This is a genomic window from Sphingomonas sp. (assembly GCF_036387595.1).
Taxonomy (GTDB): Bacteria; Pseudomonadota; Alphaproteobacteria; order Sphingomonadales; family Sphingomonadaceae; genus Sphingomonas.
This window is the reverse complement of the sequence record NZ_DASVTL010000122.1, coordinates 12472-25886: the sequence shown is the minus strand read 5'-3', so window position 1 is coordinate 25886 and position 13415 is coordinate 12472. Positions and strand designations below refer to the sequence as shown.

9 protein-coding genes and 1 tRNA gene are annotated in these 13415 nt (G+C 65.4%); 5 read left to right on the top strand and 5 right to left on the bottom strand.

The window, feature by feature from the left end; all coding sequences use genetic code 11:
* The first annotated feature begins 336 nt into the window (after positions 1 to 336).
* On the top strand, positions 337 to 1794 hold the full coding sequence (locus tag VF643_RS15430; protein WP_331044277.1) for a caspase family protein: 1458 nt from the start codon (positions 337 to 339) through the stop codon (positions 1792 to 1794).
* Between the two features lie 71 nt (positions 1795 to 1865).
* Here VF643_RS15430 and VF643_RS15425 read toward each other — a convergent pair whose 3' ends face one another.
* Together VF643_RS15425 and VF643_RS15420 are read right to left on the bottom strand one after the other, a co-directional pair.
* Positions 1866 to 3419 (bottom strand): ATP-binding protein, encoded by a 1554-nt coding sequence (locus VF643_RS15425; protein WP_331044276.1) that lies wholly within the window; start codon positions 3417 to 3419, stop codon positions 1866 to 1868.
* Complete coding sequence (locus VF643_RS15420) at positions 3416 to 5386, bottom strand: PIN-like domain-containing protein (protein ID WP_331044275.1); 1971 nt, start codon at positions 5384 to 5386, stop codon at positions 3416 to 3418. Before VF643_RS15420 ends, VF643_RS15425 begins: the two co-directional genes overlap by 4 nt.
* 342 nt (positions 5387 to 5728) lie before the next feature.
* Between VF643_RS15420 and VF643_RS15415 the strand changes: the two genes are divergently transcribed.
* The 3 genes from VF643_RS15415 to VF643_RS15405 are packed head-to-tail and all read left to right on the top strand — an operon-like array spanning position 5729 to position 9922.
* Entirely contained in the window at positions 5729 to 6754 is a 1026-nt protein-coding gene (locus VF643_RS15415) for a DGQHR domain-containing protein (RefSeq protein ID WP_331044396.1), read from the top strand.
* Positions 6747 to 8357: a radical SAM protein gene (locus VF643_RS15410; protein WP_331044274.1), complete on the top strand. Its 1611-nt coding sequence runs from the start codon at positions 6747 to 6749 to the stop codon at positions 8355 to 8357. Before VF643_RS15415 ends, VF643_RS15410 begins: the two co-directional genes overlap by 8 nt.
* Positions 8354 to 9922 carry an ATP-binding protein gene (locus VF643_RS15405; protein WP_331044273.1) on the top strand — a complete coding sequence of 523 codons (1569 nt, stop codon included), beginning with the start codon at positions 8354 to 8356 and terminating at the stop codon, positions 9920 to 9922. Before VF643_RS15410 ends, VF643_RS15405 begins: the two co-directional genes overlap by 4 nt.
* 82 nt (positions 9923 to 10004) lie before the next feature.
* Here VF643_RS15405 and VF643_RS15400 read toward each other — a convergent pair whose 3' ends face one another.
* From VF643_RS15400 to cpdR, 3 genes are all read right to left on the bottom strand, one after another.
* Positions 10005 to 11042 (bottom strand): site-specific integrase, encoded by a 1038-nt coding sequence (locus tag VF643_RS15400; protein ID WP_331044272.1) that lies wholly within the window; start codon positions 11040 to 11042, stop codon positions 10005 to 10007.
* Positions 11043 to 11763: 721 nt separating this feature from the next.
* Positions 11764 to 11838: transfer RNA gene (locus VF643_RS15395), tRNA-Val, on the bottom strand.
* Positions 11839 to 11910: 72 nt separating this feature from the next.
* A complete protein-coding gene (cpdR, locus tag VF643_RS15390) occupies positions 11911 to 12285 on the bottom strand; it encodes a cell cycle two-component system response regulator CpdR (RefSeq protein WP_331044271.1) in 375 nt (124 codons plus the stop codon).
* Positions 12286 to 12393: 108 nt separating this feature from the next.
* Here cpdR and VF643_RS15385 point away from each other — a divergent pair, with 108 nt between their 5' ends.
* Positions 12394 to 13239: an N-formylglutamate amidohydrolase gene (locus tag VF643_RS15385; protein WP_331044270.1), complete on the top strand. Its 846-nt coding sequence runs from the start codon at positions 12394 to 12396 to the stop codon at positions 13237 to 13239.
* Positions 13240 to 13415: the final 176 nt, after the last annotated feature.

Genomic DNA, 13415 nt, shown 5'->3' with positions numbered 1-13415 from the left:
GGCCTGACCCGTTACCGGATCCCATACCTCCCTTTCGGGCAGGGATGCAGGCTATCGTCAACGACAGCTTGCATGCAAAGCGAGCCAGTTACTCTCGCCCTTTTTGTCGACTCAGCCGTTCCTTGGGAGACGATGGCATCTCGACGCAACGGTTACCCGTAAGCGCGTACGTATGCTCAGCAGGCAAATCCGTCAACTGCTAGGCACAATGAGCTGGGTGGCTGCCTACTCGCGACAGCCATCCGTCGCCCGTCGTCATAGGAGGCTGGGGCTCGCATACCGAGTCAAACTGAGTCAGAAACTGATGTTGAATATCGCATTGCCCAAGGAAGACCGATGAAGCGCAGCATGACGGCCCTCGTGATTGGCAACGCCACCTACCCGGACGGCCATAACCTTGATAACCCGGTGCACGATGCGGACGACTTGAGCGCCAAGCTCAAGGGCTATGGCTTCGCCGTTATCACCGCAACCGACTGCTCCGCCAAAGAGATGGACAAGAAGCTCAAGCAGTTCGCAGCGTCGCTCGAGACCCACGACGTCGGGTTGTTCTTCTTCGCCGGGCACGGCATGCAGATCGAGGGCGCCAACTACCTGCTGGCGCTCGACACCGACATGGACAGCGAGACGGATGCCAAGCACAGCTCGCTGTCCATGGACAAGGTCGTGGACGTCATGGCGAAGTCAACGACAGCCACGAAGATCATCGTCCTTGACGCCTGCCGCAACAATCCATGGGAACGGAAATGGCAACGCAGCGCCGCGACTCGCGGCCTCGCGTCGGTCTACGCACCGAAGGGCACGATCATCGGCTTCGCCACCTCACCGGGCGAGATGGCAGATGACGGCGACGGCCGCAACGGAACCTACACTGCGGCGCTGCTCGAGCACATCGACGCGCCCGACTGCTCGATCGAGACGATGTTCAAGCGTGTAAGGAACACGGTCGCGGCCGCCACGAAAGGAAGGCAGACATCGTGGGAGCACACCTCGCTCGCAGGGGAGTTCTACTTCAACATGAGTTTGGGCAAGCTCATCACTGAGTATGACGGTACGGCGCTGGCGGACAAACTCTTCGTCCTCGACGCCGCCAAGAAGTCCCACAAGGTCATCGCGGGGCTGAAGACGCACGACTGGTACCGGCAGAACCCAGCCCTGGCACTCCTCACGACGCAGGCGGCCAACAAGATGGCGACGAACAGCCTCTTCGTACTGGGCCGCAACATCTACCAGGCGGCCTGCGGCACCTCCGCAGCCGCTATGGAATACGTCCGCGAGTTCGTCGCCAAGACCGGCGGATACGAGGAGCCGAAGCGGAAGGCGATCCTCGACGGCATGCTGTTCGAGATATTCTTCGATGCTGAGGGAAAACTTCGGCCGAAGATCAAGAGCCAGTTCTTCGACGCCGTCTTCGAGTTGCAGCGCGTGCCAGCGTTCATGCCCAGCTTCGATTTCATAGCAGATGCGCTGATCGCTGCCAATGCCGACTTCCACGTAGTCCCGGGCAAGGGCCACGATCTGCCTGTCACGGTCTCAACCGTGAAGAAGAAGCATGGGCGGCGCGTCGACGCAGTATACGTCGGCGGCGTCGACGTGCTGAAGGCCGGCGATGACGCCTGGGACACGGACGAGGGGGAGCCTATGTACTACGCGATCACAACGGACGAACTCGCCAAGAGGCTGTCGCAGGATCTGGCGGTGCCGTCACGCAACCTGAAGGTCACCTACTCGCCCCCCGCCGCGGCCGACGGAGATGATTTGCGGATGGCGCTCGGGTGGAGCGTTCGCAAGTAGCGGGTTGCACGAGCGAAAGCGCGCGCCATCGGAAGGCAACGCAGGCCGCCCGGTCGGGTTTTAGGCATAGCTTATGAAAAGTCGTCGCCATACTCCTCCGTCAGGACCTTGCGCGCCTGCGCCAGGCACTGCGGCGCAAGCCCGCGCTCTAGGTTGCTCCAGACCTCGCGCAATAGTTCTTCGCGCGCCGCGAGCTCGATTGCCTCGGTGTCCAGCTTGGGCCCTGCGCCGCCCAGAGCGCGTATCGCCTCGACCTTCACGTCTGCAAGCTGCGACCCGACGGCCTGTAGCGAGGCCGATGTCGTGGGATCAGCATCCCGGGAGGCCGTTGCTACCCGCTTTTGGAGCTTGGTGACCTCGGCCGATATCTCGATCAAACGGTTTTGCGACCGGAAGCCGGCGCTCTTCGCCGACCCAAACGCCTTCTCCATCTCCTCCGCCTTGTCGGACAGCTTCTCCAGCGTCATCTGACCCGCGTTCGATATTGCGTAGGCGTCGCGCCCGAGCTCCGAAGCGACGACGCCAAGCTGCCGGCGCACCTGCTTCCACGCGGCGTCCTCTTCGAAGGTGTCACGCCGCGCGTTTGGCACGAGCGCGCCAGCGGCGACGAACACTTCCCCGACGAACCAGTCGGGGAAGCGGACGAACGATTTCGCGTGTTTCTGAAAAACCTCGCGGAAGATCTCTGTGCCGTCGATCTGGATGTTCTTGATCCGCACACGGATGCCGCTGACGTTCGGATCGAGATAGGACCCAGGCTGATCCTTCTGCCCGACCCACAGCCACCAGCGGCCCTCCTCGTCGAACTGCGTCCAGAACCGGTCCACGTTGACCATCCCGGCTTGAGCCACCTCGTGCCGCGGCCCGTACAGCTTGTAAATCGGCACGGGATTCCTCGCTCCATGCCGTATCGTCACGCGAACCTCGTCAATCGCGATGCCGACCTGTGCCTCCAACTGCCGGAGTTGTGCTCGGAACGGGAAGTCCGGTGCGTAGGGGACTGGCCCGACCTGCGAAACGAAGGCGCTGAGCTTATTAAACTCGGTGCACTCGTCGGGCGGGTCGCGGAAGCCCTCGAGGCGCACCTCGAGGAAGTGGGGTGGATCGCCCGCCTCGATTGGCCCGATCGTGGCGGCGACGCACTCAATCAGGACCTGCTCGGCAGGAAGGCTCGATCCCTTGCCTGGCGACATCAGCTCGCGCATCAGGTCGCCGTCGAACACCACGACCGTCTTCTCGTCCTCGCCGGCCGCACGCGTGGTGAACGTGACCTTCGAGCTGAACACGATCCCGGCGAGCCGGCCGATGCCCCTGAAGCCGGCGTCACTCCTGTGGCTTTTGCCAGAGGCACCTACCGCAGTGAGCACGCCAACGGAGTTACCTGCGGATATCCCGCCACCATTGTCGCGGATGGTCAGACCGTCGCGATCCGCGTGCATCTCAATTTCGATCAGCCCTTCGCCCTCCGCCAGAAGGTCCGGCGTCGCGGAGCGGATCGAATCGAAAGCGTTCTGGATGTATTCCCGGATCGCGTTGCGGGACTCGCCGTACATCCCGACAGTCAGCGTCTCCAAGATGAAGCCGCCGAAGTAGGGTTGCACCTGGATCGTGCGGATAGCCGTCATGATTCCTCCTCGGGGCCCACCAGGTAGACATTGGCGGGATCACGCATTCCAATCTCAGGGCGCAGCCCGAACAGCCTGCCGAAGTCGTCAGTCGGCGCCACCTGCTCGAACGGCACGCCGAAATGGGCGCAAGCGGCGCGGACCAGCCGTTCGCCCGACACCCGCTCCTCGCCGCCCATCAACTCCCGCAGCCGCCACTCTTTGCGGAACTGGGTAGGCTCCAGAACCCGCTGACCAGCGATCCGCAGCTGGCCCAGCTCCTCCGGGCCTTCGCTGTTCGCCTCAATCTCGATCGTGGCCGGGATTACGGCATCGCGAGTGCCCGGCAGATAGATCGGTCTATGCACGGACCGCTCCAACCTGGTCCGTACCGCCGTGAGCGCCGCCTTCAGGTGCCCCACTCCCTCCAAGCCCCACAGAGTATCGAGGGCGGGACTGGAGGGCGGGAGCCTCGCCTCATTGTCCTTACGATTGAGGTAGGCCGACGCGAGCAGTCCCGCGTATAGGTTTCCCGACGTCTTGTGAGGAAGTGAGAGTAGCGCCGAGCAGAGGTCGGCAGCAGCGCTCGTCCAACCTGCCTCGCCGGCGCGCGATCGGTCGCCGACCTCCCGCGCGAACGATACCAGCGCGTCGTCGTCCCGATCCCTCAAGTTCGCCTCGTTGAGCATCGCGCCGAGACCCTCGCCGCCGTCCAGGGCGGCGGTAGCGAGCGCCACGAGAGTCGCCGCCTCGCCGGTCACCTCACCACGTGACCTTGTCAACACGTCCCGCAGCTTTGCCTTGGTGTAGACGACCCGCGGCCCGTCCCGCCACTCCGCCCTTACCACTGGGCCGGGCGGCCGCGGTCCGTCCGCCGGAACGTCACCGCGCGGGACCGTCATGCGCTGAACGAGCGCGACGTCCTTAAATGCGTCCGCTGCGGCTGGACGCAAACGTTTGAGCAGAAAACCGAGATAGGGCGAGTCAAGAAGCGCGAGGTTCCGGACGCCGGCGACCGATCTGGCCTCGGCCATTAGCACCGGGTGCGGACGGGGGATGGGCTTCAACCGCTCCGCCGCCAGCATCTCGGCATCCATGCCGGCGTTAGTGCCCCCGCCCAGATACCAGTCGTTCTTGCGGTCGTTCGTCAGTAGCACGATCGTCCGGGCACGTTGCAGCCTCGCATGCTGGAGGACCTCCTTCCACAGGATCAGGTCGCCCCATTTGTTATGGCCGACCATCTTGGGGTCTTCTTCGGCCTCCGCATCCGCATCCTCCTGGACACGCGTGTCCTCGCCAGTGACCAGCTCGTGACGCGCGTTCGCCGCCGCCGCGCGACCCGACAGCTTCTCCTTCTTGTTACGATCGCCGAAACCCGGCGGCAGCCGGCCCGAGAAGCGGGCGCCGCCTACGGCCTCGATTCCGTCAATTTCGTCGAAAACGTTCGTGCGACCGGTTGAATTGCGGTTCACGAAGCTGATCACTGCGGTCGCGTTTGCCGGGTAGGCCGCCGACCAGGCACCCAGCAGATCGGCCAGTCCCGAAGCTTGCGCCAGCACGCGGCGGGCCTGAACGCGGTTCGCGTTGGGCGTCCCCTCCCCGAGCGGAACATCGAGATAGGGATGCAGGACCGAGTACAGGCCGCCTACCTTCCGCAACTTGTCAGCGGTCTCGGCCAGATTGGTCACCACTGTCTTCGAAACGTGATGGCGGAGATACTCGTGTCCCGCCCAGAGCGGCACATGGAGGCGCCCACGGCACTCACTCTCCAGGCAGTCGATAAGCTGGTTCCGCGCGACGTCGCCAATCTTTGTCAGCCACATCAGCATTGAGGTGTCGATGTAGACGTGCGTATCCGCCTCCGAGAGCAGGTCCGCCACACGAGCGAGGAAGTCCTCTGCACTCTCCTCGGCGATCGGTATCGCCAGCAACGGCGGAGGCGCCTTGGCGAGGCCAAGCCTGCGCGCCATCGCGTCCAGGATGGTCATCTAGCAACCCACCGCGCGACGCGGCGACTCCGCGTCGGCCATGCGATCATCCAGTCATTCCTCCGCTTGCCTCGATGATGCTTCGGTCCGGCAACCCCGTCAACCGGCCAGCAACCGCGCAACCCTGGGCCGCCGAGCTTCGCCGTCGCGCCCCGCATCAACCCGCACCCGTGCGATGCAGAAAGACAATTGTCGCGACGCGGCGCCGCCCGCCGGCCCCAGGTGCCGACGTCGCGGTGAAGCGTTCCGTTTATCCGATCGGTTGCGCCGCGCAGGGTGCCCACGATGGGCGTTTCGTTGCAAGTTGCATCCAAGGAATGCAGATTTGTGGGATGCGCGGTGATGGAAAAGCTCAGAATCGAATGCATCTCGGGCGCGTCCGCGAGCCGGCCGGTGCTGATGGGCTTCGCTCCGGCGCGCGAACTGCACCGCCTCAGCTACGCCGATGTGCTCGACGAGGACACAGGGCGGGGCTATCAGCGCCGCTTCAACGCACAGCATAGCCTCGACTTCCGACGCTACATCCAGCGCCCGAGGAGCTCGACGATCCCGCTCACCTTCAATCTGCGCCCCGAGACGGCCGACTCATGGACGGTGGTGCGCTCCGATGGCGGGGCCGCCGTCATCGAGATCGATGCGGCCGCGACGCGCGTGATGACGCAGGTGGACTGCCAGCACCGGCTCGGCCACCTCGACGACCTCAACGTGGTTCTGCCGTTCATGGCCTATGTCGGCCTCGACGCGCGTGAGGAGATGGAGATCTTCAGCGTGATCAACGGCAAGGCGAAGGGCCTCAGCGCCAGCCTGCTCGACTTCCACGATGGCCGGCTCGCCGGCGACCTGGCCGGCGACCGGCCCGAGCTGTTCATCGCGCTGCACCTCAACAACGAGCCCGCCTCACCGTGGCACCGACAGCTCGACCTCGGCGGCGCGTCGACCTCGGGGATGACGCGGCGGGCGTCGCTGCGGACACTGCAAAAGGCGGTGAAGCGCTTTCTCTCGCGCTCGCGCATCCTCCAGACGGAGTCGGTGGAGACCGTCGCTCGCACTGTGCTGGACTACTGGACCGCAATCGCCGCGGTGCTCCACGAGCCGTGGATCAAGCCCCGCCGTTACCTTCTCGCGAAGGGGATCGGCGTCTACGCGCTTATGGACGTGGCTGCGGACCTGTGGCTGGAGCGCCGCGACGGGACGCCCACCGACCAGCGCTACTTTGCGCAGAAGCTGACCGACTTCGCCACGGAGATCGACTGGACGTCCGCGGGCGACCTCGCGGGCCTTGGCGGCGAGTCCGGCGCCAAGGCGGCCGCCGCCCACATCCGCGCGGTGCGCCGACGGCTGACCGTAAAGGCCGTCGCCAATGGCTAACCGCAACATCCTGCTCATCGAGCCCGGCTACAAGAACAAGTACCCACCGCTGGGACTGATGAAGCTCGCCCAGTACCACGGCGAGCACGGCAAGCGCGACCGCGTCAAGTTCATCAAGGGCGAGGACCGCAGCGTCATGGGCGAGGCATGGGACCGCATCTACGTCACCACGCTGTTCTCGTTCGAGTACGTGAAGATCGCCGCCACCATCGACTTCGCGCTCGAGATCGCGAACGGACACGCCGACAAGGTCTTCGTTGGCGGCATCGCCGCGTCGCTCATGCACGAGCGATTCCTCCACGAGCCCAAGTGGGCGGGCGTGCGCTTCATCAAGGGCCTGCTGACCGGACCGCCGGCAACTGCGCTCGAGCTCGACGACTTCTCGGAGGAGCTCTACGCCGACGACCTAACGGGCACGCCAATCGAGGATCTGGTCCCCGACTACTCGATCCTCGACCAGATCGAATACCGCTATCCCGTCCGCGACGCCTACTTCGCCTACTGCTCGCGCGGCTGCATCAGGAAGTGCCACTTCTGCGGCGTGCCCAAGCTCGAGGGGGCTATGCGCGACACCGACTCACTCACCGCGATCGTACGGGCGATCGAGGAGCGCTACGGTCCAAAGAAGGATCTGATCCTGATGGACAACAACGTCGTCGCGTCTCCACGGTTTAAGGAGATTATGGCGGAAATCCGCGACCTCGGCTTCACGCCGGGCGCGAAGCTCCACCGCCCGGGACGCCCGCCGGTGCTGCGGCGCGTCGACTTCAACCAAGGCGTCGACGCACGCATCCTGTGCAAGGACCCGATGTACCTGCGCGAGTTGGCGTCGATCTGCCTGCGGCCGCTGCGAATCGCGTTCGACCACCTCGGCGTGCGCAAGCCCTACGAGCAGGCCGTCCGCTACGCCGCCGACCACGGGCTGACCGAACTGTCCAACTATATGCTATACAACTTCCACGACGGCCCCGAGGACCTGTTCGAGCGGATGCGCCTGAACGTCACGCTCAACGAGGAGCTGGGCATCCGCGTGTGGTCGTTCCCCATGCGCTACCAGCCGACCGACCGCCCCGACCGCGGCCACGTCGGCGAGAAGTGGACACGCTTCCAGCTGCGCTCGATGCAGATCATCCTGCAGGCCACCCACGGCATTGTGAGCGGAGAGCCCACCTTCTTCCGCCGCGCCTACGGCGACACGTTCGCCGACTACGCCGACATCCTCGCTATGCCGCATGACCTCATCTTCAACCGCGACTGGTACGAGCACCACGACAGCAGCGGCCTGCTCGACACATACAGGAACGAGTACCGCCGCCTTGACGGCTACGAGCGCCGCGAGCTGATGGAACTACTGTCGTCCGTCGACCCGCGCCTGTTCCCCACCCTCCCAGCTCGCGCCACCACGCGGGCTGTGGGCGACATCCTGCGCTTCTACGTGCCGGTGCCCAAGGCCGACCTGTTCAGGATCTGGGACCGACAGCGCGCCGCGACGCAGATCTCCCCATCCGACATCGGCGTGCCTGACGACGAGCGCGTCGAGGACGCCGGGCTCGACGCGGACGACGCGATCGTCGTCGACGAACCCCAGAGGGCCGCAGCATGAGTACAGCGCTACGCAAGACCACCCGGCCGCCGGCGGGCGTGGCCCCTGAGCTCGAGAAGATCGTGATCGGTAAGGACATCCTCGAGCTGGTCTCGAGCTCGATGTACGTCGACCCAATGACCGTCTACCGCGAGTATGTTCAGAACGCTGCCGACGCGGTCGACCTGGCGCGCACCGACGGGCTGATCCCTGCCGACGAGCCCGGCGTCGTCGCGATAGCGTTCGAGACGCCCTCGCGCACCGTGCGCATCCGCGACAACGGGGCCGGCGTCCCATGGGACCGCTTCGTCCGTACGCTCACCGGCCTCGGCGGGAGCGCCAAGCGCGGCACCCAGGCGCGCGGGTTCCGCGGCGTCGGCCGCCTCGCCGGCCTCGGCTACGCCCAAGAGCTGGTGTTCCGCTCGAGGGTCGCCGGGGAGGGTGAGGTCTCCGAGCTGCGGTGGGACTGCCGCCGCCTCAAGGCGCTGCTGCGCTCGACCGAGTTCTCGGGCGGCGTCGCGGACCTCATCGCACAGGTCGTGACCGTCGCGCGAATCCCGGCCGACGACGAGCCGGAGCGGTTCTTTGAGGTCGAGTTGCGCGGGATCGTCCGGCTGAGGTCGGACCGGCTGATGACGCCCGCCGCCGTTGCCGAGTACCTCTCGCAGGTAGCTCCTGTGCCGTTCTCGCCTGACTTCAGCTTCGGGACGGAGATCTCGTCCGCGATGCGGGCCGCCATGCAGCCCGCCAACCTGCACATCCATGTGAACGGAACCGAGACGCCGCTTTATCGCCCCCACCGCGACACTTTCGACGCGGGCGGCGGCCGGATGCTGGCCTACGAGGGCGTCGAGATCAGGCAGGTCCCCGACATGGACGGTGCGCCCGCGGCGCTCGCCTGGGTCCTCCACCACCCTTACGAGGGCGCGATCCCAGTCGCCAACCTCGTCAAGGGACTGCGGCTGCGCTCGGGGGACGTGCAGGTCGGCGGCGGCGCCGTGCTCGAGGAGCTGTTCGCCGAGCAGCGCTTCAACGCCTGGTCGGTGGGCGAGGTGCACGTCCTCGACCGCCGGATCGTGCCCAACGGCCGGCGCGACGACTTCGAGCAGAACGCGCACCTGAACAACCTGATCAACCAGCTGGCGCCGCTCGCCCGCGAGATCTCGAGGCGGTGCCGCTCGAACTCGATCAGGAGGAACTGGGTGCGCCGCTTCCAGCTGGGCGAGGCCGCCGTGCAGGAGACGATCGACGCCCTTGCACAGGGATCGATCGGTGCGGCCGAGCGCGACACCGTCGCCCGTATGGCATCTACCACCCTGGCGGAGCTGGACCGCATCGCCGCGATGCCCCTGCTCGACGGGGAGGAGCGCGAGGCCCTGACGTCAGCGGCCGCGACGCTCCGCTCGGCACTCGAGGCCAACGCCGCACCCCGGACCTTCGACGACTCGCCGTTCGCGATGCTCCCCCGGGCCGAGCGCACGAGCTACGAGCGGATGTTCGAGCTCATCTACGAGTGCTCGGTTAACCGCGTGGCCGCACGCAAGCTCATCGACCGCATCACAGCCAAGGTGACGGCAGCCCACTGAGAGAGTCGTTTGCGACTGAGCCGTTTCAAGACCTAACTCCTCGTCGTGGTGTGCGGTTGACAGGGTCCATGCCCGCTTCATGTTACGACAACTTGTCGATCGCCTCCCGCATATGTTCGATCCCTACGCTGGCGTAGCGCTGCACCATCCGTAACGACTTCCAGCCGCCCATGTGCATGATGGTGATGAGGTCGATCCCCGCCATCACGCAGTGCGACGCCCAGTGATGCCGCCAATCGTGGACCGTGAAATCCTCAACGTCGGCGCGTCCTAGCGCCGTTGCGTGAGCCCGCTTGAGCGGGTTGCCGCCCGGAATCGGCGCGAGGCGCGTGTCCTGGTAGGGCTGGCCGTGCTTGTTGAGGAATACGTGACCCTTGGCAGGTCTGCCGCGGTCTTCCCAGATGGGCAGCAACACGTCTTTGACCCGGCGGTGCATCGGCACCGACTGGATCACCTCGTTCTTGCTGTGGTTCAGCCGGATCGCCTCGCGCGCCATATCGACACCGTTGACACCCCACTGGATTTGGAGTGCCGTCTGGACGCGGGGACCATGGAAGGCGAGCATGGTGATGATCGGCTGGACGTGGCCCACGTACGACCCGATCAGGCGATCGCGTTCCTCCTTGGTAAGGTAGCGGTTCCGTTCGTTGCTGAACGGGATAGCCTTGATCTTGATCGGCGGCAGGTCGTGCAGCTCATGGTGGACGTTGATCGCCGCCTGAAAAACGGATCGGTAGCGATCCTGCCCAGCCGGATCGTGGCCGGTGAGATAGGCGCGGCGAAAGTGGTCCCACGCCTGCTTCGGCTCACGCAGGGCGTGGTCGCCGATGATGGCGTTAAGCTTGCCCATGCGAAGCACGTCCGAGGCGCCGGGCGGCCTGGCCTTGGACAGATAGCTGTCGAAGGCGTCGGCCATCACCCCCTGCGCGACGGCCGCTGCCGGACCGAACATCAGTTGGTGGCGCAGCTTCGTCTCGTATTCTGCCATCAGGTGCGACGCAGCATCTGCGTCACACGTTCCTGAACTGAACTCTTTGACGTCGATCCGCTTGTCGCCGAGCGAGACTTGGCCACGGATGTAGAGAATGCTGTTCTTCCCACGGGGGCGGATGGAGAGCATGTGATCTTTTCCAGGAGCAGTCGGTATTGTGCCTCCGTCGCGCGGATCTGACCGCACGTTTGCATGAAGGGCACACCGTGTTTTGCGAAGGTGCGTCGCATCCATTTCGACGGCTCGGCGCTCGAGATGCGCAACCGTTCGAGAATGTCCTGCGGCGTCAGCAGCGTGTCGGCGGCGCCGACGCTGGCCTTCCTGGGCGGCGAACGTGCTCCATCGGCCCCATCCTGCACCGCATGGGGCAAGATTGGTCCGGGCTGGTATACCGCGCCGGTCGTGTTGCACGCCATCGGCGGACAGCCAGCCATGGGTGCCTCGGCCTGTGGCCCGAGCGGCACCACTGCATCGGCTGGGCTGGCAGCCCCCGGTGCAGGGTCTTTATTCGACATGGGGGAAACCCGGTGGTCGGCGCGCACGGATCCCCGGCCTAGCACCCGACGACGGCCGGAGACCCGCACACGCGAAGTTTCCTCATGATCGTCAAGCCCGCCACCCCGCACGCGGACGAGAGGGGCGCTTAAACCTATTGTATGTCCATCTGCCGATTTCGCCAAGCGACCTGTTTTCGCCCAGGATTCATTGCCCGGCGCGTGCCCAGAATCTGCCCAACCGGCAGCCGGAATGCCCGATTTTGCTGGGCATATATTGGGCACGGAGTCCGATTTTGCCGACCCTTCAGATACAAAAAAGCCTCGGTAACTCGTTGAGTTACCAAGGCTTTTTATGGTGGGCGTGGCAAGGATTGAACTTGCGACCCCTGCGATGTCAACACAGTGCTCTACCACTGAGCTACACGCCCGAGGAGGCGGCCTCTAGCGGCAGGGGCGGTCGAGCGCAACCGGGGTTCTTACGATTTCCTCGTGACGGCTCTTCAAAGACCGCTGGCGTTGCCGACCTCGAACATACGGTCGACTTCCAAGACCAGGTCGCGCAGGTGGAAAGGCTTGGAGAGGACGCGCGCCTGGGGCATCGCCTTGCCGGCTTTCAGCGTCACCGCAGCGAAACCGGTGATGAACATCACGCGCAGATCGCTGCACATCTCGGACGCGCGCTGGGCGAGTTCGATGCCGTCCATCTCGGGCATGACGATGTCGGTCAGCAGCAGGTCGAACCGTTGCGTCTCCAGCAGCGGGATCGCGGCGGTGCCGCAATCCACCGCCACCACCGAATAGCCCGAACGCTCAAGCGCACGCGCGAGATATTCGCGCATCACCTGATCGTCTTCGGCCAGCAGAATCCTGATCATCGCGCCCGCGGTCCCGAATTTCCCAAGCCTCGCCCCATACCGCGCCAGCGGTTAACATTTCCAGCGGCTTGTTGCCCGGTGGCCGCGCCGCGCCTACGCTTCATCGCAATGAACGCGAGCTTCGACGTGCTGGGCGCCCTGCCGCCGCAGAGTCCGGTGGTCCTGTCGGTGCCGCATGCCGGGCGCGACTATCCGGCCGCGCTGCTCGCCGCGCTTCGGGTACACATACGCGTCGCGACCGCGTTGGAGGACCGGCACGTCGATGGGATCGCACACGCCGCGCGGGGCGTGCGGACGACCATCGTCGCCCGGCGCGCACGCGCGTGGATCGACCTGAACCGCAGCGAGGACGAGCGCGATACGCGGGTCGACGAGGGCGCACGCGTCGTCGCGCTGGCGATGCGCTCGGCCAAGGTCCGTAGCGGCCTGGGGCTGGTGCCGCGCCGGGCGACCAACGCCGGCGACCTGTGGCTACGCCGGTTCAGCGACGCCGAGATCGTTCAGAGAATCGTCGAGGATCACCGCCCTTATCACAACGCCGTGGCGCAGGCTCTGGCGGCGGCGCGCGCCCGGTTCGGCGTCGCGGTGCTGCTGGACCTCCACTCGATGCCTTCGCTTGGGCGGCAGGGTCCACGGATCGTGATCGGCGACCGCTTCGGACGCTCTGCCCACGAGCGCTTCGTCGCGCGGGTCGAGGCGGCGGCAGTGGCGAGCGGGCATCAGGTCGCGCGCAATGCGCCTTATGCGGGCGGCCACATCCTGGACGCGCACGGCGCACCGACGCGCGACGTGCATGCCATCCAGCTCGAACTCGACCGGTCCCTGTATCTCGATACTGCGCTCGACTGCCGGGGGCCGGGGTTTGCGGCGACTGTGGCGATCGTCGCGTACATACTGGATGCGCTGGAGGACGAGGCACTTGGCCGGGGATCATCGGCGATGGCAGCGGAATAGATAAAAAAACCACCCCGTGCACGAAGCACGAGGTGGCCTAGGTTCAGGGAGGAGACGCGCTGAAAGCGCGTCATACGGGCCGCGAAAGGGGGGGACACGACGCCGTACGCACTGGATATATGCCCCCGGACGGGGCTTTCAACCGCCAATTGCGAAAAATTCGCAGTAAAATAGGC